This is a genomic window from Proteus vulgaris (genome assembly GCF_033708015.1).
Taxonomy (GTDB): domain Bacteria; phylum Pseudomonadota; class Gammaproteobacteria; order Enterobacterales; family Enterobacteriaceae; genus Proteus.
Genome location: NZ_CP137920.1, coordinates 977,289 through 995,421, shown reverse-complemented (window position 1 = coordinate 995,421; position 18,133 = coordinate 977,289). Strand labels below are relative to the sequence as shown.

Here is an 18,133-nt window from a genome sequence, read left to right as displayed (position 1 = left end):
GAGATTAAAGGGTTTAAAAGTATGAACCTAGCCCCCACATATTAATTAATAAGCGGTATACATTAAGAAATACAATGTATAAAAGGGCTAGGTTTTTTAATAAAAATGATCAGGGAACAGTACTACTATTATGAATTTACTTAACCATTTTCTTATTGCTATGCCTTCATTAAGCGATCCGTTATTTGAACGTTCGGTCGTCTATGTTTGCGAACATAATGAAAACGGTGCGATGGGCTTAATTATTAATAAACCTATCGAAGATATCTCTGTGGAAGGTGTCTTAGATCAACTGGAAATTTTTTCGACTGATAGAGACGAAGCGATTAGCTTACAAAAACCAGTGATGTCAGGAGGCCCAGTTGCAGAAGAACATGGTTTTATCTTACATACTCCGGTTTCAGGTTTTAGTTCTAGCATCAAAATTAGTGATAGTACGATGATCACAACGTCCAAAGATGTATTAGAAACCTTAGGCACAGCAAGACAACCCGAAAAAACATTAGTTTCTCTTGGCTATTCCAGTTGGGAACAAGGTCAATTAGAGAAAGAAATTTTAGAAAATAGTTGGCTAACCGTCGAAGCTTCACCTCAAATTATTTTTGATACCCCTATTGCTGAACGTTGGCATAAAGCGGCTGAATTAATTGGGATTAATATCCACACCATTTCGCCGATAGCAGGTCATGCATAATGTCAAACAGAACAGTGATAGGCTTTGATTTCGGCACTAAAAGCATTGGTGCCGCTATCGGTCAAGAAGTTACAGGAACAGCTAGACCTCTAGCCTCATTTAAAGCAAAAGATGGCATTCCTGACTGGACTCAAATCGAAAAAATCATAAAAGAATGGCAACCTGATTTAGTCGTTGTCGGCTTACCTCTTAATATGGATGGCACCGAACAGTTAGTCACAACCCAAGCTAAAAAGTTTGCTAATCGCCTTCATGGTCGATTTGGAGTGCAAATTGCATTACATGATGAACGCCTTAGCACAGTAGAAGCGCGCGCTCATCTTTTTGAACGTGGTGGTTACCGTTCGTTAGATAAAGGTAGTGTAGATGCTGCATCTGCCGTTATTATTCTTGAAAGCTGGTTTGAACAACAATTCTAAAAATAGGTTTCACCTCGTGATACCCGTCAAATTTTACTTATAAATTCACTAGATTGAATTAAACCTTCATGTTGACGTTGTTGCCGACTTAACATGAAGGTTTGCATACCGTATTCACTTCCTGTTTGCATTAATGTCGTTACTTGGTGATATTTTCCTTCTCTTATAAGATGTGAAATACCCTGCGTAACCTGCATTATTTCAAATAGCGCCACACGCCCACCATCAATTGAAGGCACTAACTCTTGTGAAATTATCGCCTTTAAGCTGCACGCTAATTGCGATGAAATCCATTGCCGCTCATTAGCTGAAAATACATTAGTCACGCGCTCAAGCGTTTGTGCAGCCCCTTGAGTATGCAATGTTGCCAGCACTAAATGCCCTGTTTCTGCTGCCGTTAATGCCAACTTAATACTTTGTGCATCTCTCAATTCCCCTAACATAATGACATCTGGATCTTGGCGTAAAGCGCTCTTTATTGCATTTGCGGTATGTTGAACATCTCGCCCTATTTCTCTTTGCTGTACAATGCTTTGCTTATTACTATGTATAAACTCAATAGGATCTTCTAATGTCAAAATATGCTGACGGTGGTATTGGTTTAAATAATTGATCATTGCTGCTAATGTCGATGATTTTCCACTTCCTGTTGCTCCAGTCACTAAAATAAGTCCGTGAGAATAATTATCTAATAATGTTGAAACCGATTTAGGTACTCGAAGTTTATCTAAAGAAGGAATTTGTGCTTCAATTATTCTTAATACTGCTGAAACCCCTTTTTGTTGGCGAAACAAATTAACACGAAGTCGTTGTCCACAAGACAGCGTAAATGCCGTATCAACCTGCCCTTCATTCTCAAAAATTTGCTTTTGCGTATCACTTAAAAAAGGCTTGAGCCACGTTAGTAGACTATCGGAAGTGATAGGTTTACATTGATTTTGTTGATAAAGTATTCCATTGATCCGCAATCTAGGTACATCACCACAACAAAGGTGCAGATCCGAAGCGTTATGCTTTACACTATATGCAATTAAATTTTCCATTTTCATCTTATTATCTCCTGAGTTGCCATGAATACTATTAAACAGAATCTCGTCAATGTCAGGTCTCACATTGACACAGCAGCGCAAAAATGCGGCCGTTCTCCAGAAGAAATAACACTACTTGCAGTCAGTAAAACAAAACCTGCGAGTGACATCGAAAAAGCAATAGCATGTGGACAAACTGAGTTTGGTGAAAACTATGTCCAAGAAGGTGTTGATAAAATCCATTATTTTGCTAATAACCACGCCTTAGTTTGGCACTTTATCGGCCCTTTGCAGTCAAATAAAACACGTCTCGTTGCTGAGAATTTCGATTGGTGCCACACCATAGATAGATTAAAAATCGCTCAAAGATTAAGTGACCAACGCCCTGATTCATTACCACCATTAAATGTACTTATTCAAATCAATATCAGTGATGAAAACAGTAAATCTGGTATTAATCTGACTGAACTTGATGGGTTAGCCGCACAAATTTCTATTCTTTCAGGTATTAAATTACGTGGATTAATGGCTATTCCAGCACCTGAAAGCAAATATGACAAACAAGTTGAAGTGTTAGAAAAAATGCATCTCGCATTTAAGCAATTACAATCTCAATATCCCAATATAGATACGTTATCTATGGGAATGACAAATGATATGGAAGCAGCTATTGCTTGTGGTTCAACACTCGTTCGTATTGGTACCGCAATTTTTGGCGCAAGAGATTACGCGACTAAGTAAAATAGAGGTTTATATGGAACATCGTAACATTGCTTTTATCGGCGCTGGAAATATGGCTCAAGCCATTATTGCAGGGTTGGTTCAAGGTGGATATCCCGCACATAAGATAACCGTCAGCTCACCTTCTTCCGTTCGCCGTGAACCTTTAGAAAAAGAGTTCGGCATTCATAGTACTAATGACAATATTGATGCCGTTCAAAAAGCTGATGTTATTGTGCTAGCAGTAAAACCACAAATGATGGAAGAAGTTTGTAAGCCTTTACAAAATATCCCCATGAGTAAAAAGTTAGTCCTCACTATTGCCGCAGGCATTCCTGCCACACGTTATAACGACTATTTTGCAACTCAATTACAGCTTGTTCGCATTATGCCAAATACCCCAGCTCTGGTAGGTAAAGGGTTAAGTGGTATGTTTGCTCACAATTCACTTTCATCTCAAGATAAACAGTTTGCCAATGAATTAATGAAAAGTGTTGGAACAACTGTTTGGGTAGAGCAAGAATCTGCCATCAATGATATTATCGCCATTGCGGGTAGTGCACCTGCTTATTTCTTCTTGTTTATGGAATCAATGCAACAGGAAGCTGAGCGTTTAGGTTTTTCACCTGAAGTAGCAAGAGCTATTGTGCAACAAGCAGCAAGTGGTTCTACGGCTTTAGCAGAGAAACAACATATGTTGTCTTTCTCAACGTTACGTGAGCAAGTAACATCAAAAGGTGGAACGACAGCTGCTGCACTTATGCAGTTTTATGAAGGTAAATTACCCGAAAACGTCGCTTCTGCTATGCAAGCTGCAATTAAACGTGCACAAGAAATGGAAAAACAATTTTAATTTCATCAGGGCCAACTAATGAATTTTTTAAATTTCGTCATTCTGACTCTTCTTCAACTCTACACATCCGTTCTTCTCTTACGTGTTTGGATGCAATGTGTCAGAGCTGATTTTTATAATCCTTTTTCACAATTTATCGTCAAGATCACACAGCCAATTGTTCGCCCATTAAGAAGTGTTATTCCTTCTATTGGTCCTATTGATACAGCTTCAGTCTTATTAGCCTATATACTTATTCTGCTTGGTATTATTATTCCATCTTACTTATCAGGAACATCTATTCCTTTCTCTTTAATGTTCCCATTTGCTTTTATTGAACTGCTCACAGCCGCAGGTAAAATAATTTTCTGGTTGATCATTATCCGCGCAATCCTTAGCTGGGTAAGCCAAGGTCGAAATCCAATTGATCATCTTTTATTTCAATTGACAGAACCTTTAATGGCACCTATCCGCCGTGTTATTCCAGCCATGGGTGGCTTAGATTTTTCTGCAATGATTGTTATTCTTGTGCTTTACGCCCTGAATTACCTGCGTGTAGACGTTTTACAATGGCTACTTAGCGTAACACTTTACTAAGGGATAACATTTATGCAAAAAGTCGTTCTCGCAACAGGAAATCCAGGAAAGGTCAAAGAGCTAGCCTCTTTGCTTTCTGATTTTGGTTTAGATATTGTTGCTCAAACAGAACTTGGTGTTGATTCTGTTGAAGAAACGGGCTTAACGTTTGTTGAAAATGCGCTGATTAAAGCGCGTCATGCAGCAAAAGTGACTGGCCTTCCCGCAATTGCTGATGATTCAGGTATTTCGGTAGATGCTTTAGGTGGCGCTCCAGGTATTTACTCAGCACGTTATGCGGGTATTGATGCAAACGATCAGCAAAATCTGGATAAATTACTTGATGCAATGAAAGATGTTCCCGCAGAAAAACGCCAAGCTCAATTTAACTGTGTATTGGTTTATATGCGCCATGAGAACGATCCAACCCCACTGATTTTCCATGGTATTTGGCACGGTGTATTAAGTACGGAAATGCACGGTGAAGGTGGATTTGGCTACGATCCTATTTTCTTTGTTCCTGAATTAAATTGTACTGCGGCTCAATTAACTAAAGAGCAAAAAAATCAACATTCACATCGTGGTAAAGCACTTAAATTAATGTTGGATGCCCTTAAGAATGCTTAAGTTGCCCCCATTAAGTTTGTATATTCATATTCCTTGGTGTGTACAAAAATGCCCTTATTGTGATTTTAATTCACACACTTTAAAGGGGGAAGTACCGCATCAGGAATATGTGCAACATTTACTCAATGATTTAGATGCTGATCTTATTCATGTTGGCTCCCGTGAAGTTCAAACAATATTTATTGGTGGCGGTACACCTAGCTTATTAAGTGCTGAGTCAATGGCTGATTTACTCTATGGTGTGAAAGAGCGCATTGCTGTCAGCCCGAATGCAGAAATTACCATGGAAGCTAACCCAGGAACCGTAGAAGCTGAACGCTTTGCTGGATTCCAACGTGCGGGTGTAAATCGTATTTCTATTGGTGTGCAAAGTTTTGGCAACGATAAGCTTATTCGCTTAGGGCGTATTCATGATGCTGATGAAGCTAAGAATGCGGCTCGTTTAGCCAAAGAATTAGGCTTACGTAGCTTTAATTTAGATTTAATGCATGGATTGCCAGATCAATCATTATCTCAAGCGCTTTCGGATTTACAGCAAGCAATAGCGTTATCTCCCCCCCATTTGTCTTGGTATCAATTAACCATTGAACCCAATACACAATTCGGCTCTCGCCCACCTAAATTACCTGATGACGATATGTTGTGGGATATTTTCTCAAAAGGCGATAAATTACTGACAGCAGCAGGTTATCAACAATATGAAACATCAGCATATTGCAAGCCAGGCTTTCAGTGTGAGCACAACTTAAACTATTGGCGTTTTGGTGATTATTTAGGTATCGGTTGTGGTGCTCATGGAAAAATAAGTTTTTCCGATGGTCGTATAATGCGAACAGTAAAAACCAAGCACCCTAAAGGTTTTATGGAAGGTCGCTATCTCCACCAGCAAAATTTTGTTGATAATGATGACCGTCCATTTGAATTTTTTATGAACCGTTTTCGTCTATTAGAAGCATTTCCAAGACAAGATTTCAGCGATTACACGGGGCTTTCTGAAGAAGTGATCCGCCACCAAATAGAAGAAGCTTTGACTTTAGGTTATATCAGTGAATCAGACACTCACTGGCAAATTACACCTCATGGCAAACTCTTTCTCAATTCATTGCTTGAGCTATTTCTTTAATATTGCTGATTTCAAATAGCTAAATTAAAAAATGCCCATACTGTTTTCTGAACTGAGATCAGTTCAATTCACAGTTGGGCATTCTCTTTATTATCAACCTTAAAATATCATAAAGATCTTAAGATTAATCAATTAAAGTACGCGTTCTACCGCTTCAATTTGTTTAGTTAAGCTATCTAAACCACCACCGGAAAGATACCAAAGGTCAGCTTGTAGATAAACAATACCGCCATTTTTATAGGCAGAAGTTGTTTTTATTATCTCATTTTCAAATGTCGTTTTGTCTAACTTATCTGCACCAATGGCTTCACTACGATCCACGATTAAAATAACATCAGGATTAGCTTTTGCGATCATTTCAGGTGTCACGATACGGCGCTTGCCTTTCTCTTCTTCAGCTACAGGGGGTAATTCTGCTCTTTTTGCTTTAACAACATCATAAACAACACTTTGATTATTAGGCATTAAATTACCAGCGTTATGCATCAACACTAATACTTTTTTATCAGATCCAGAGGCTTTTTTCTGCGCTTGCTCAATAACGGTATTTAATTTAGCAATTTGTTCTTGAGTCGCTTGCTGTTTATCAAATAGCTCACCTAATAATTTGATATTTGACTCAACGGAATTGAGATAATTTGCACTATTGGTTCCTAAATTAACAGTCGGTGCGATTTTCGCTAAGGCTTCATAAGATGCACCTTGGCGACCCGTAATAATGATTAAATCAGGTTTAATTTCAGCGAGTTTTTCTAAGTCAGGCGCTTTCATGCCACCAACATTAGCAACGTGACTTGCAATACTACCTTTAATATAAGCAGGAGCATTGCCTAACGGTAACCCAACCACTTTATCGGCTAAACCTAACTGAACTAAAGAATCATAGAGACCAAAATCAAAAAGAACCACTTTTGATGGATCCTTAGCGACCGTTGTTTCACCCAACAGATGTTTAATCACCACCTTGTCATTCTGCTGGCTAATAACTTGGTTAGGTTGATATTCAATTGGCGTTTTGCTTAACGCAGAGAAACTCGTTACAGAAAGGATAGATGCGATAACTAAAGGAAGGATCTTCTTCATTAACTTTGCCCTGTTTAAGTGGAATACTCAAACAAGGCATTCTAAACAGCTCCCCTCACAAGTCAATTGAATAAGAATGATTTTCATTATTATTTTCAATTATTGTGAGCTAAATAATTCAAGATATTGCTTGAAGTATAACAACGAACACTACTTTTTAAGTGAATTAACAAGCTCAATCCGTTGATTCTCCATCTGAGTTATTTTGCTACAAGCTTGCTGACCAAATTGTGTAAATGCAGCTTCTTGTTGCTTCCACTCCTGATCTATAATCTTTTGGAAACCATCTAAGCTTCCTAGTAATCCGCCTAAAGCTTTTTTACTGTCGCCACCAGCGGCAGCTAATAATTGCTTTTTCCCCAATTCATTAATGCTGTCTTGCAACATACCACCTAGGCTACTTTCTACGATCTCTCTGCCTTTGACTTCAACATCTTTAATGACTTGCGAATGGAACGTAATGTTATTTGGTTCTATGCTAACGACTCTATCCATTTGCTGATTAAGATCTTTCTCTAATCGACTTAATCTATTGAGGATATTGCTTTCTTTACCAAAAGCTTCAATAACTACTTTATCAAGCACTTTGCGAGAATCTTGCAGTTTTACCCCAGTTTCAGTTCTTAACCAAGGTACGTCTCGTCTTACTGTGGCTTGATATTTTTTTGCTAATTCTTGTTGTTGTGGTGTCAATGTGGCACTTTTTTCATTTTGAAATAATGTACCGTCAGGATAAATCACCATTAAACCCTGTGAACCAGCGACTTCAACAAATTCAGGGGTTATGCGTAAATCATCTTTTGGCATTACAGCACAATCAAAACTGGGTGATGCATTTGCTGTCCCCGCAACAAAAAACAGTGTGACAGCAATATTTCTTAAATTCATAACAACTCTCCTGAAAACACGCCTAAAAAATTGAACGCCCAACTTTGTTTGCTAATAATTCAAGTGCTGCACAACCTGCTAATGAATTACCTGATTTATCCAGCTCGGGTGACCAAACTGCAACCGTAAAAGCATCAGGAACAACAGCAATAATGCCGCCACCCACGCCTGATTTTCCAGGAATACCAATACGAAAGGCAAATTCACCTGCACCATCATACATGCCACAAGTTAACATTAACGCATTTATTTGACGGGTTTGTCTTGGCGTAATAATCTGATTTTTATTACCTACACATACACCTTGATTAGCTAAATAGCTAAAACATCGTACTAACTCGGTGCAACTCATCTCTATTGAGCAATAGTGAAAATAAGTATCAAGTACCGTAATAACATCATTTTCAAAATTACCAAAAGATTTCATTAGATATGCGATTGATGCATTCCGACTAAGATGCTCCATCTCTGATTTTGCAACCACAGCGTTATAGCAAATATCCGGAGTCTCAGTAAGAAAACGGATCACTTCTAACATTCTTTGTTTAGGTGCACTTAATCGAGACTGCAACATATCAGTGATAACAATAGCACCCGCATTAATAAAAGGATTGCGCGGTATTCCTTTTTCCATTTCTAATTGTATCAATGAATTAAAAGGTAGGCCTGATGGCTCTTTTCCTACACGTTGCCAAATTTCATTTTCTTCATAACGTGTTAAAGCAAGCGTTAAGCTAAGTACTTTAGAGATCGATTGAATCGAAAAACGCTTATCTGCCATGCCTGATTGATAGAGTTCACCATCCACCGTATAAACAGCCATAGCAAGCTGTTTTGGCGGTATTTGAGCCAATGCGGGAATATAATCCGCGACTTTCCCTTGCCCAATCAATGGACGAATTTGTTGCAAAATATCTGACAGTAATGCGTTAGATAACCTTGTAGTCACAGTCCCTTCCCCAGACAGACAAGGGCATCCTTTTGGATGCCCTTGTAATTATTTGCTAAATGTATAACTTTCTATCAATCCCACCAAACATCAAATAGCTCAGAGGTTTGCACATCTTGCATTTTGTTTTCTTTGAGGAAGTTTTCAACTAATTGACGATGTTCTTCTGTACATTTACCAATTTGTTGTAAACAGATTAAGCCTTCCCAGCTCAGGTAACCACTTGCATCAAATGCCAGCCCGTTTGGCTCAATAACTTTGAGGATCAGTTCATCAACAAAGCGATCTACTTCCTCAATGGGGGTATTTTCTGGGAAAGTCCATTTAACTGAGAAACCTAATTCCTGAAATTCATCGATACGCATTTTTTTGCGTAAGCGGCGACTACGTTGTTTAGCCATTATTTTACCCTCTTAAACATAAGATCCCATACTCCATGTCCTAAACGATGACCGCGCTTTTCAAACTTAGTCACAGGACGAGTTTCTGGTCGTGGTACATAATCCTGAGTTTCTGACAAATTCTGATAACCCTCAACACTTGTCATCACTTCAAGCATATGTTCTGCATATGGTTCCCAATCTGTCGCCATATGAAAAACACCGTCTAACGTTAATTTTTTTAAAATTAATTCTGCAAAAGGCACTTGAACAATACGGCGTTTATTATGACGCGCTTTGTGCCATGGATCAGGAAAGAATAGCTGAACCATTTTTAAACTATTATCTGGGATCATATGATTGAGCACTTCAATCGCATCGTGGCACATGACTCTCAGATTACTTAATTGCTCTTCTTCAGCATTTGCAAGACAAGCACCAACACCCGGTGCGTGTACTTCAATACCGAAATAATTATTTTCCGGTGCATTTTTTGCCATAGTCACGAGCGATGCACCCATGCCGAAGCCAATTTCTAAAATAACAGGCGCTTCGCGTCCAAAAACCTGACTGAAGTCGATAGGTTCCGGCTGATATTCAACACCAAAGGCTGGCCACTGTGTTTCTAATGCTTGCTCTTGACGAGGTGTTAAACGACCTTGTCTACGAACAAAACTACGCACGCGTCGTAAAGCACGCCCTTCTTCATTGAATTCCGGAGAAATTACATTTTTGATCATGTCTAATACTGTCAGTCGTTAGGCCAAATATTTACTTAAAATCGTTATAATGTCGCTATGATGCTACTTCATCGACATTATCCAAAGATCACTAAGTTTAGCAAGAGTCACTCATAGAAGCATCACTCTATAAGATAAATATTAAGAGTGTTTACAGTTTATTCTCTCTGTGGTGCAATCTTACCTTAATCAAAACCTGAGTTAATAAAATAAAACATGATGGAAGCTCTGCAATTTTCGCAAGTCGTACTCACTTGGTATCACAAATATGGGCGTAAAACGCTTCCTTGGCAGCAAGAAAAAACGCCTTATCACGTATGGTTATCAGAGGTAATGCTTCAACAAACTCAAGTTGCTACGGTTATTCCTTACTTTGAGCGTTTTATTGCGCGTTTCCCTGATGTCAGTGCATTAGCTAAAGCCCCTCTCGATGAAGTGCTTCATCTCTGGACAGGTCTTGGCTATTACGCAAGAGCCAGAAACTTACATAAAGCAGCACAACACATTGTAGATAAACATCAAGGGCAGTTTCCTGATACCTTTGAGGACGTTTGTGCCTTACCTGGTGTTGGGCGTTCAACCGCTGGAGCCATTTTATCGTTATCACTGAAAAAGCCTTACCCAATTCTTGATGGTAATGTGAAACGTGTTTTAGCACGCTGTTATGCTGTTGAAGGCTGGCCAGGTAAAAAAGAAGTTGAAAATAAGTTGTGGGAGATCAGCGAAAACGTCACTCCGACTGAAGGTGTAGAGTATTTTAATCAGGCAATGATGGATTTAGGTGCAATGGTTTGCACAAGAAGTAAACCTAAATGTGAATTATGCCCCTTAAATACTGGCTGTATGGCTTATGCTCAAAATAATTGGGCAAATTACCCGGGGAAAAAACCGAAAAAAGCGATCCCAGAGAAAACAACTTATTTTCTTATTTTACAATATGATAATCTTGTTTGGTTAGATAAAAGACCACCAGCAGGAATATGGGGAGGGTTATTTGCTTTTCCTCAATTTGAAACAAAAGCACTTTTAGAACAGTGGTTAGCTGAACATGGACTCAATAATAGTAAATCAGAACAACTGATTTCATTTAGACATACTTTTAGCCACTTTCATTTAGATATTGTGCCTATTTGCGTAAAACTCTCGACTTTTACCTCTATGATGGAGACGCAAAAAGGACTTTGGTATAACTTACAGACGCCTGCAACCGTAGGGTTAGCAGCACCTGTAGAAAATTTACTTAGACAATTAGCCTAAGCTAATCCCTGCGATATTGAGGATTTATTATGAGTAGAACTATTTTTTGTACTTTCCTTAACAAAGAAGCTGATGGACTTGATTTTCAGTTGTACCCAGGAGAAATTGGAAAGCGCATTTTCAATGAGATATCAAAAGAAGCATGGGCTCAATGGATGGCAAAACAGACGATGCTTATCAATGAGAAAAAACTCAACACAATGAACCCTGATGATCGCAAACTATTAGAACAAGAGATGGTACGATTTTTATTTGAAGGCCACGATGTTCATATTGACGGCTACACACCACCTGAAAAATAATATCCATTTTCCAGAGCCATTACGGCTCTGGAGTTTTATTCACCAGAGCGATGCAATAGACCATGAAAAAGATCCTTCTCTTGCTGATTATCGCCCCTCTACTCATCTCATGTAGTAGTAAACCCACTAAAACTTTTGAGCCTGATTACAGCAAAGACACCAATGCATTCGATATATTAATGGGACAATTTGCCAATAATATCGAGATGATTTGGGGAATGCAGGAAGTATTAATCGCAGGCCCTAAAGACTACGTAAAGTATACGGACGCTTATAGAACTCGTAGCCATATTAATTTTGAAGCGGGTACAATCACGATAGAAACCCTAGGGGGCGATGCACCTCAATTCCAATTACATAAAGCGATTGTCACGACATTGCTTATGGGAGAAGATCCCGGCTCTATCGACCTCTACTCTGATGTCAATAATATCCCCCACAGTACAGAGCCTTTTTTATTAGGACAAGTGCTTGATAATACAGGACAACCTATACGCTGGGAGTGGCGAGCCAATAAGTTTGCAGATTATCTGATTACCAATAAATTACAAAAACGTCAATCTGGCATAAATACCATTTGGTATGTCACCATTAATTTAGTCCCTAACCACTTAGATAAACGAGCACATAAATATTTACCTTATGTGCAGCAAGCCGCAGCGAAGTATGGTGTTGAACCTTCACTGATCCTTGCGATTATGCAAATTGAATCAAGTTTTAACCCTTACGCGGTCAGTAGTTCAGATGCATTAGGCTTAATGCAAATTATGCCAGCAACAGCCGGACGTGACGTCTTCCGCATGCAAGGCAAATCAGGACAGCCAAGTCGCAGTTACTTGTTTGATCCCGCTAATAATATCGATGTTGGTACGGCGTATATCTCAATATTACAAAATAGCTACCTTGGTGATATTAAAGATCCTATTTCACGCCGTTACGCCGTTATACAAGCTTACAACGGTGGTGCAGGAAGTGTATTACGGATATTCCATAATGATAAGAAAAAAGCTGCTGCCATGATTAACAACTTAGAGCCAACGCAGGTGTATACCACATTACGTAATAAACACCCTGCCGACCAATCTCGTCGTTATCTTGAAAAGGTGAGTACAGCTCAACGTAACTATCGTTAGTTGATACTTAAACTAAAAAAACTTCCTCAATGAATTTGGGGAAGCTTTTTTGTTATAAAGACTGAATAAACGGTTTTATCATCATCTATATTTTAAGTATGACAAAAGACTTTAGCTTTATACTTACTCATTCTCCGCAATAAATAGCGTTTTATTAACCAATGAGTTTAAAAAAACACCAATCGAACAGTTTTGTGATAAATAACGTTGACGAGAAAGGCGATATCGGGTTTAATACGCCCCGTTGCCCGAATAGCTCAGTCGGTAGAGCAGGGGATTGAAAATCCCCGTGTCCTTGGTTCGATTCCGAGTTCGGGCACCATCTTTCATTTGTTCGTCAGTGAGTTAAATCACTGAGAGGGCAAACAAGAGTGGAAAAATATAATTTGGCACTGTCACTTTATGTTAAAACTCTTAAACTAAACAGTCTTGCTCAAACCAAGGCTGTTTTTTTTTATTTGTCACTTTTACTTTTTTTCCTAATCACTGTCAAATCTTGATACTCCTCCTGTTATTCTTATCACATCAATTCCGCCTCAAGTATATTTCGCAAGTTATCAACACTTTCATCAATATATTCTAATGTCGATGTAATGCTGGCATGTCCTAATAGCCTTTTCACAATATAAAGATTACGTTCTGGTGATTGCATCATATGCGTTGCGACAGTATGTCGAAAGCGATGTGGTGATATGATAAAGTGACATTCTGCTGATAATCGTTTGAAAAATGAGCGTAATGGATATTCGCCCATGCTCTTGGGATGTTTCTTCCTTTTCATTAAATCAAACCACCCAACATTGAACACTTGATCTGTCGGTTCAACTCCTACCTTTTGTGCTTCTTTCACTAAATTTTCTAGTGATGGGTATAATGCGGAAACAATCGGTACCCGATGTTCACGGTGATTTTTAGCCCCCTCCTCACATAAATGGATCCATTTCTCTTCAAGGTTAATATTAAAAAGATGGAAATGTGCCATAAAACAGCGTGATGAATAAGTTAGTTTATCTTCAGTCTCACTGTCTGAACTATCTTCAGTAAAAGGTTTAAATAACGTGACTAATGTGGACTTTTCGCCTCTGCGAACACGACCTCCTGCACATCTTGCTTGATTAAACGTCAACCACCGATTTGAATTAACCCCTTTTTCAATCGCTCCTAGCCATAACAGCATGACATTAATACCACTGTAATATCGCCCTGTTGCTGCATTAACTGGTAGCCCTTCATTTTCTGTATCCCAAGTTTTTCGCCAAGGTTCTATTCCTTTTTCTAATGCTTCAATAATCTTATTTGTCACTATGTGATAAAGATCGTTTTGCCGTGAGGGTGTACGACCTATTAATTCCTTTTTCATAGGCAATTTCTGTTAGCCCCCAAATAGGGAAGCAATTCCCATTTGGGGTGAAATAAAGAAAGTTGATTTAATAAATATTGCAATCGCCCTAAGGCGCTTCTTTCAAATCGCGAGTGCAGTGATTAGCACAGAAGCATTGGCTGCTGTTAAAAACAACGAGGTAATAATTGAAGAGTAAACGATAGGGATATTGATAAGTAGTTCTAACTATAATTACAAGGTTTTTATTTTAGCCTCACAATTAAATAATTATTGAAACTAGTAAGATCATTACAAATGATCTAATTTTCATCACAACTAAAGCGATTACCTCTTTATTCTTATCGATAGTTCTCTATTTTTATGATAAGAATATCTAATGAATAAGGAGGCTGTATGCAACGACCTAATTTATTTGGTAAATCAATTGCACTCAATGGGGATAAAACATCCACGGGTGCAACTTGCATCGCAACAATTCAGCAAGTGACATGCTATGGCAACAGTGCACTTAGAGTTGGAGATCCAACAACAACATGTCCCCAATGCGGAAAACTAGGGATCATTATTACAGGCGAAGATAGAATCAATAATCATGGGAAAATTCAGGCTGTCCACCATTCGATTGTACAATGTGGATGCTCTCTTGGTTCCAATTTTGTTATCGCAGCGACATCTAAAAAGTCTTCTGATCATATTTCAAATTCTCTAGTCAACCTTATACCCGCCTTATTTAGCCAAAAATTTATTTTAAAAGATGCAAATAATTCCATCGCTTATGGTATTAAAACTGCTTCTGGTTTTATTGAAGGAATGTCAAAGCAAAATGGAGAATTAGAATTAGTCGAAACACCACAGGAAGAAAATATTGAGGTTATTTATTTATTTCAAACAAGGATAGGAACAAAAAAATGAGTATTTTAGTGACAAAGACTGTTGAAGGTGGTTGCCGTACAATTTTACCTTTTGATGAATTATCACTCCAAGATATTCCTTGCCTACTAAAAAAAATGGGTTGGAATACAGCAGCTAACTTGATGGATCATTGGTTTTCTACCACTCCAGCCTTTGAAATGAACGATTTATTAAGAGATAAATACATGGTAGGAAAAGCAATAGATATTCCCAAAGAGCATTATAATGATTCTATTCTGAAAATGGCATGGGCAATACGCTATAAACAAGTACAAGATGCTATAGATGTCTTACTAAATGAAAAACTAAATAATATTTTATCCCAAAAAGCTATATTTTCACGGTTATTAGAACGTAACAAAATATTGTCTCCACTAGATAATAAAAAAATACCTATTGGGTATTGCTCTAATATTATTGATATTGACTATACAAGCCAAGTCAACTGGACTCAATTTGGAGGACATTTCGATACTGTTGATGAATTAAGGGCTGCCATCGGTGCAGGAAATTTAGAGCTTTGTATTCGTGGATATTATGATTTATCAGGAATTCGAAAAGCGATTATTATTGATAAAATAGGTTTTTATATTAAAGACGCTTATAATTTTTCAGGTAATTTTGAACCATTAGGTATTTGGAGTCATGATGGTGTACTGCCTTTTAGCCAATTTTATAAATATATGGCACTTTACACTACAGGAGCATGGGGTTCACTCTATAAACAATACAAAGGATACGTCCCTGTCTTTAATAGAGATTTTCGACGTTGGCAAGATGAAAATAATGAAGGTGGTGATTTTATTGTTTTCTCTGATGTTTACTGGATAGATACCCCTAAAAATTACCAGGTGATTTATGAAAATAATTAAATATCCATTACTGACTCTTTTTTTATTATGGTGGTTTTTTTTATCTCATGTCACTTTTACAACAAACTGGTTTTATTCTTCTTCATTAAAAAATGAACATTATCAGGTAGCTTATTATCATCCAGCCCCCATCAATTTCTTTGGTATTTATTTTTGGTTAGTTAATGAACAACCTGTTTTTGTCGTTCTCTATGACAAAGAAGGTAAATATATTGGACAAAGTTCTCCATTCACTATAGCCAGCCACATTCACCTTATTGGTGGAGAAAATGTATTACCAAAAACATATGAATATGATAAGAAATTTGGGGATTATGATAATTTTTATCTAAGTGGTGGTTCTTTTAGTGATGATTATCTAATTTCAACAAAACATAAAAAATGGTGGAGCTCTATTTTGCAATATTTTCACTAAATATTTACCTATATAATAGTGTGCATGCAGTGAATACAGAATTTATATAGTTATAGTTATAGTTATAGTTATAGTTATAGTTATAGTAGTGAATATGTTAACGTATTGAGAGATAAAGAATATTCAGAAAAATGAATACGATATTCAGTGAGTTACTTACCAAACAACGCTCCCTCCCCCCACACAAAATTAGTGGTAAATGATTGAAGGAACTAGGATTTGATATGGGTACACACTACACCTTCACCCGCCAAACCAAGCTGGACAATTGATTATCCGATTGGCTAAGGAAGAGTAAGATCGTCAAAGAAAAAAGCTTTATTGAACTTCTCTTCTATAATAAACACATATTCCATTGGTTTGCGTGATATCCATCGCCTGATTGCCAATTTCGCCAATCAGTTGCGCTTGTTTTAAGCGGTTTTGCTCTTTATCGAATATCGGGTTAATACTGCCGTCATTGGCGTGCTCAGTATCGCGGTTGAGCTCGTTAATATCCTGTTTTTGTTTGTCTTTATTGCGAACAATGACACTACCGTCACTGACCGCCGATTGCGTGGTGCCTTCGGCGTGGCCGCTGTTATTGGCGTTAGAGAGTAACCCGCTTGCGACATTTGTGAAGAGTTGGTCGCCAATTGGGCCACCAGCACTCACGCCTACGCCAACGCCGATACTGCCGCCTTTGTTGCTGTTTTGGCGGGTGGTTTGCTCGGTGTTTTGGGCAGAAACAAGATTGATATCTTGCGTGGCAGACAGTGATAAGTCTTTACCGGCTTTGAGTTCACTATCGACGACTGTGATATTACCGCGTCTGGGTTGCTGTCTTTATTTTTACCCGTTGCGGTAATCGACAGATTTTGTCCGGCATTTAAGGTACTGCTTTGCGACTGGCGACTGTCGGTATGGGTTTCGCTTTTCGACGATTGGCATTAGTGCTCAGTTGTAAGGCTAAAAGCTAGACAGCTAAAGAAGAAGGGGGGGATAAAACCAGGCAATATACTGTGGGTTACTTACCGAACAACGGTAAACCCAACCCTAACCCTCAACTGACCATTAGGATGCTAAACATCTATCACTTTGCCAGTATCTTTAAAGCTATATTGACCTGTTCCAGCATCCCAACTGGGTATTTCCCTACCGCTTTTTGCAAAAGCTAAATACGCCTTTGCAGCCACAAATTGAAGAGCTTTCGCTTCTGTTGTTGGCAGTGTTCTGCTTAATATTTCAGTAGCTTTTTTAGGAGTCATTTCCTGCTGTGCTAAAAATACATCAAACGGAATACCTGTCAGATTACCCCATGCTATCAAAATTCCAAGTGCCGGATTTTTCCCCTCTGGATGTGTTCTTTTTGCTACTTTCGTTAGGGCTGCATTGATTTCTTCTATACTGCCATCATTTTGAGCCATTAAGATCGCTAGTGATGAAACTGATTGCCTATAATCAGCTATACCTGTAGGTTTGAAGAGGTTATTCTCAACAATAATTATTTATAATTAATTGCATATGATTAATTAATGTGCATTCGCTATACTTCTTTATGCATTAATTTTCGTAAAAAATCACGAGCTTCTTTTTTAGCTCGCCCTTTCCCTTGAAGGCTTTTTTCATACTCTTGTACAGTCAAAATTTCATTTTTAGTTATACTATGATCTATAGTCGAGAGGTCGAACTCTATTACAAATTTTTTATTCACTAAATAAGCATAAATTTCAACGTATTGGTCTATTCCTTGATATAAAATATCTACCGAATCTAAAAAAGAAAACTCATTTTGGAGAAATGGTAAAATAATTTCTTTTTCAATTTTTTTAAACTTTATTAACTCATCATTATTATTCATG

General features: G+C 38.0%; 23 protein-coding genes, 1 tRNA gene and 1 pseudogene. 14 read left to right on the top strand and 11 right to left on the bottom strand.

The window, feature by feature from the left end:
• Positions 1-130: 130 nt before the first annotated feature.
• Both SB028_RS04655 and ruvX read left to right on the top strand, forming a co-directional pair.
• Entirely contained in the window at positions 131-694 is a 564-nt protein-coding gene (locus SB028_RS04655) for a YqgE/AlgH family protein (RefSeq protein ID WP_023581015.1), read from the top strand.
• Complete coding sequence (ruvX, locus tag SB028_RS04650; RefSeq protein WP_069367061.1) at positions 694-1,113, top strand: Holliday junction resolvase RuvX; 420 nt, start codon at positions 694-696, stop codon at positions 1,111-1,113. The genes SB028_RS04655 and ruvX overlap by 1 nt, the downstream gene beginning before the upstream one ends.
• A 26-nt stretch (positions 1,114-1,139) precedes the next feature.
• Here ruvX and SB028_RS04645 read toward each other — a convergent pair whose 3' ends face one another.
• Positions 1,140-2,162, bottom strand: a complete 1,023-nt coding sequence (locus tag SB028_RS04645) for a type IV pilus twitching motility protein PilT (RefSeq protein WP_069367060.1) — start codon at positions 2,160-2,162, stop codon at positions 1,140-1,142.
• Between the two features lie 21 nt (positions 2,163-2,183).
• Here SB028_RS04645 and SB028_RS04640 point away from each other — a divergent pair, with 21 nt between their 5' ends.
• Genes SB028_RS04640 through hemW form a run of 5 tightly spaced genes read left to right on the top strand, consistent with a single transcriptional unit; the run spans position 2,184 to position 6,019 of the window.
• On the top strand, positions 2,184-2,882 hold the full coding sequence (locus SB028_RS04640; protein ID WP_069367059.1) for a YggS family pyridoxal phosphate-dependent enzyme: 699 nt from the start codon (positions 2,184-2,186) through the stop codon (positions 2,880-2,882).
• A gap of 13 nt (positions 2,883-2,895) precedes the next feature.
• Positions 2,896-3,714: a pyrroline-5-carboxylate reductase gene (gene proC, locus SB028_RS04635; RefSeq protein ID WP_069367058.1), complete on the top strand. Its 819-nt coding sequence runs from the start codon at positions 2,896-2,898 to the stop codon at positions 3,712-3,714.
• Positions 3,715-3,732: 18 nt separating this feature from the next.
• Positions 3,733-4,290: a YggT family protein gene (locus SB028_RS04630; protein ID WP_069367057.1), complete on the top strand. Its 558-nt coding sequence runs from the start codon at positions 3,733-3,735 to the stop codon at positions 4,288-4,290.
• Between the two features lie 12 nt (positions 4,291-4,302).
• The gene (locus SB028_RS04625) at positions 4,303-4,896 is read left to right on the top strand and encodes an XTP/dITP diphosphatase (RefSeq protein ID WP_069367056.1); all 594 of its coding nucleotides are present in this window, start codon (positions 4,303-4,305) and stop codon (positions 4,894-4,896) included.
• Positions 4,889-6,019, top strand: coding sequence for a radical SAM family heme chaperone HemW (gene hemW / locus SB028_RS04620; RefSeq protein WP_069367055.1), 1,131 nt, complete (start codon positions 4,889-4,891; stop codon positions 6,017-6,019). Before SB028_RS04625 ends, hemW begins: the two co-directional genes overlap by 8 nt.
• Before the next feature lie 132 nt (positions 6,020-6,151).
• Here hemW and SB028_RS04615 read toward each other — a convergent pair whose 3' ends face one another.
• The 5 genes from SB028_RS04615 to trmB form a co-directional block, all read right to left on the bottom strand.
• Complete coding sequence (locus SB028_RS04615; RefSeq protein WP_069367054.1) at positions 6,152-7,102, bottom strand: siderophore ABC transporter substrate-binding protein; 951 nt, start codon at positions 7,100-7,102, stop codon at positions 6,152-6,154.
• Between the two features lie 150 nt (positions 7,103-7,252).
• Complete coding sequence (locus SB028_RS04610; protein WP_069367053.1) at positions 7,253-7,990, bottom strand: DUF2884 family protein; 738 nt, start codon at positions 7,988-7,990, stop codon at positions 7,253-7,255.
• A 22-nt stretch (positions 7,991-8,012) separates the two neighbouring features.
• Positions 8,013-8,939 carry a glutaminase B gene (gene glsB / locus SB028_RS04605; protein WP_069367052.1) on the bottom strand — a complete coding sequence of 309 codons (927 nt, stop codon included), beginning with the start codon at positions 8,937-8,939 and terminating at the stop codon, positions 8,013-8,015.
• A 74-nt stretch (positions 8,940-9,013) separates the two neighbouring features.
• Positions 9,014-9,340, bottom strand: coding sequence for a YggL family protein (locus SB028_RS04600; RefSeq protein ID WP_006534836.1), 327 nt, complete (start codon positions 9,338-9,340; stop codon positions 9,014-9,016).
• Positions 9,340-10,059 carry a tRNA (guanosine(46)-N7)-methyltransferase TrmB gene (gene trmB, locus SB028_RS04595; RefSeq protein WP_069367051.1) on the bottom strand — a complete coding sequence of 240 codons (720 nt, stop codon included), beginning with the start codon at positions 10,057-10,059 and terminating at the stop codon, positions 9,340-9,342. The genes SB028_RS04600 and trmB overlap by 1 nt, the downstream gene beginning before the upstream one ends.
• Positions 10,060-10,275: 216 nt before the next feature.
• Between trmB and mutY the strand changes: the two genes are divergently transcribed.
• From mutY to SB028_RS04575, 4 genes are all read left to right on the top strand, one after another.
• Positions 10,276-11,316 (top strand): A/G-specific adenine glycosylase, encoded by a 1,041-nt coding sequence (mutY, locus tag SB028_RS04590; protein WP_069367050.1) that lies wholly within the window; start codon positions 10,276-10,278, stop codon positions 11,314-11,316.
• A 29-nt stretch (positions 11,317-11,345) separates the two neighbouring features.
• Positions 11,346-11,618, top strand: coding sequence for an oxidative damage protection protein (locus SB028_RS04585; RefSeq protein ID WP_006534840.1), 273 nt, complete (start codon positions 11,346-11,348; stop codon positions 11,616-11,618).
• 62 nt (positions 11,619-11,680) lie between these two features.
• Entirely contained in the window at positions 11,681-12,751 is a 1,071-nt protein-coding gene (mltC, locus tag SB028_RS04580; RefSeq protein WP_069367049.1) for a membrane-bound lytic murein transglycosylase MltC, read from the top strand.
• A 246-nt stretch (positions 12,752-12,997) separates the two neighbouring features.
• Positions 12,998-13,073, top strand: a tRNA-Phe gene (locus SB028_RS04575).
• Between the two features lie 198 nt (positions 13,074-13,271).
• Here SB028_RS04575 and SB028_RS04570 read toward each other — a convergent pair.
• A complete protein-coding gene (locus SB028_RS04570; RefSeq protein WP_077885053.1) occupies positions 13,272-14,111 on the bottom strand; it encodes an ArdC-like ssDNA-binding domain-containing protein in 840 nt (279 codons plus the stop codon).
• 375 nt (positions 14,112-14,486) lie between these two features.
• Between SB028_RS04570 and SB028_RS04565 the strand changes: the two genes are divergently transcribed.
• The 3 genes from SB028_RS04565 to SB028_RS04555 are packed head-to-tail and all read left to right on the top strand — an operon-like array spanning position 14,487 to position 16,292.
• Positions 14,487-15,005 (top strand): PAAR domain-containing protein, encoded by a 519-nt coding sequence (locus SB028_RS04565; RefSeq protein WP_069367048.1) that lies wholly within the window; start codon positions 14,487-14,489, stop codon positions 15,003-15,005.
• Entirely contained in the window at positions 15,002-15,877 is an 876-nt protein-coding gene (locus SB028_RS04560; protein ID WP_069367047.1) for a DUF6402 family protein, read from the top strand. Before SB028_RS04565 ends, SB028_RS04560 begins: the two co-directional genes overlap by 4 nt.
• Positions 15,864-16,292 (top strand): DUF6201 family protein, encoded by a 429-nt coding sequence (locus SB028_RS04555; protein ID WP_069367046.1) that lies wholly within the window; start codon positions 15,864-15,866, stop codon positions 16,290-16,292. Before SB028_RS04560 ends, SB028_RS04555 begins: the two co-directional genes overlap by 14 nt.
• A 318-nt stretch (positions 16,293-16,610) precedes the next feature.
• On the opposite strand, the gene SB028_RS04550 is transcribed toward SB028_RS04555, so the two are convergent.
• The 4 genes and pseudogenes from SB028_RS04550 to SB028_RS04540 form a co-directional block, all read right to left on the bottom strand.
• Complete coding sequence (locus SB028_RS04550) at positions 16,611-17,048, bottom strand: hemagglutinin repeat-containing protein (protein ID WP_286146173.1); 438 nt, start codon at positions 17,046-17,048, stop codon at positions 16,611-16,613.
• Positions 16,949-17,176, bottom strand: a pseudogene (locus tag SB028_RS20695) (hypothetical protein); the annotation flags it as partial. The pseudogene SB028_RS20695 and the gene SB028_RS04550, both read right to left, overlap by 100 nt.
• Positions 17,177-17,353: 177 nt before the next feature.
• Positions 17,354-17,698 carry a hypothetical protein gene (locus tag SB028_RS04545; RefSeq protein WP_069367044.1) on the bottom strand — a complete coding sequence of 115 codons (345 nt, stop codon included), beginning with the start codon at positions 17,696-17,698 and terminating at the stop codon, positions 17,354-17,356.
• Positions 17,699-17,817: 119 nt separating this feature from the next.
• Positions 17,818-18,132: a hypothetical protein gene (locus SB028_RS04540; protein WP_069367043.1), complete on the bottom strand. Its 315-nt coding sequence runs from the start codon at positions 18,130-18,132 to the stop codon at positions 17,818-17,820.
• Position 18,133 lies beyond the last annotated feature (1 nt).

Bases quoted from the DNA above. Each gene is read 5' to 3' on its own strand.
- SB028_RS04655 (WP_023581015.1), top strand. From the start codon at position 131: ATGAATTTACTTAACCATTTTCTTATTGCTATGCCTTCATTAAGCGAT.
- ruvX (WP_069367061.1), top strand. From the start codon at position 694: ATGTCAAACAGAACAGTGATAGGCTTTGATTTCGGCACTAAAAGCATT.
- SB028_RS04645 (WP_069367060.1), bottom strand. From the start codon at position 2,162: ATGAAAATGGAAAATTTAATTGCATATAGTGTAAAGCATAACGCTTCG.
- SB028_RS04640 (WP_069367059.1), top strand. From the start codon at position 2,184: ATGAATACTATTAAACAGAATCTCGTCAATGTCAGGTCTCACATTGAC.
- proC (WP_069367058.1), top strand. From the start codon at position 2,896: ATGGAACATCGTAACATTGCTTTTATCGGCGCTGGAAATATGGCTCAA.
- SB028_RS04630 (WP_069367057.1), top strand. From the start codon at position 3,733: ATGAATTTTTTAAATTTCGTCATTCTGACTCTTCTTCAACTCTACACA.
- SB028_RS04625 (WP_069367056.1), top strand. From the start codon at position 4,303: ATGCAAAAAGTCGTTCTCGCAACAGGAAATCCAGGAAAGGTCAAAGAG.
- hemW (WP_069367055.1), top strand. From the start codon at position 4,889: ATGCTTAAGTTGCCCCCATTAAGTTTGTATATTCATATTCCTTGGTGT.
- SB028_RS04615 (WP_069367054.1), bottom strand. From the start codon at position 7,102: ATGAAGAAGATCCTTCCTTTAGTTATCGCATCTATCCTTTCTGTAACG.
- SB028_RS04610 (WP_069367053.1), bottom strand. From the start codon at position 7,990: ATGAATTTAAGAAATATTGCTGTCACACTGTTTTTTGTTGCGGGGACA.
- SB028_RS04600 (WP_006534836.1), bottom strand. From the start codon at position 9,340: ATGGCTAAACAACGTAGTCGCCGCTTACGCAAAAAAATGCGTATCGAT.
- trmB (WP_069367051.1), bottom strand. From the start codon at position 10,059: ATGATCAAAAATGTAATTTCTCCGGAATTCAATGAAGAAGGGCGTGCT.
- mutY (WP_069367050.1), top strand. From the start codon at position 10,276: ATGATGGAAGCTCTGCAATTTTCGCAAGTCGTACTCACTTGGTATCAC.
- SB028_RS04585 (WP_006534840.1), top strand. From the start codon at position 11,346: ATGAGTAGAACTATTTTTTGTACTTTCCTTAACAAAGAAGCTGATGGA.
- mltC (WP_069367049.1), top strand. From the start codon at position 11,681: ATGAAAAAGATCCTTCTCTTGCTGATTATCGCCCCTCTACTCATCTCA.
- SB028_RS04570 (WP_077885053.1), bottom strand. From the start codon at position 14,111: ATGAAAAAGGAATTAATAGGTCGTACACCCTCACGGCAAAACGATCTT.
- SB028_RS04565 (WP_069367048.1), top strand. From the start codon at position 14,487: ATGCAACGACCTAATTTATTTGGTAAATCAATTGCACTCAATGGGGAT.
- SB028_RS04560 (WP_069367047.1), top strand. From the start codon at position 15,002: ATGAGTATTTTAGTGACAAAGACTGTTGAAGGTGGTTGCCGTACAATT.
- SB028_RS04555 (WP_069367046.1), top strand. From the start codon at position 15,864: ATGAAAATAATTAAATATCCATTACTGACTCTTTTTTTATTATGGTGG.
- SB028_RS04545 (WP_069367044.1), bottom strand. From the start codon at position 17,698: ATGGCTCAAAATGATGGCAGTATAGAAGAAATCAATGCAGCCCTAACG.
- SB028_RS04540 (WP_069367043.1), bottom strand. From the start codon at position 18,132: ATGAATAATAATGATGAGTTAATAAAGTTTAAAAAAATTGAAAAAGAA.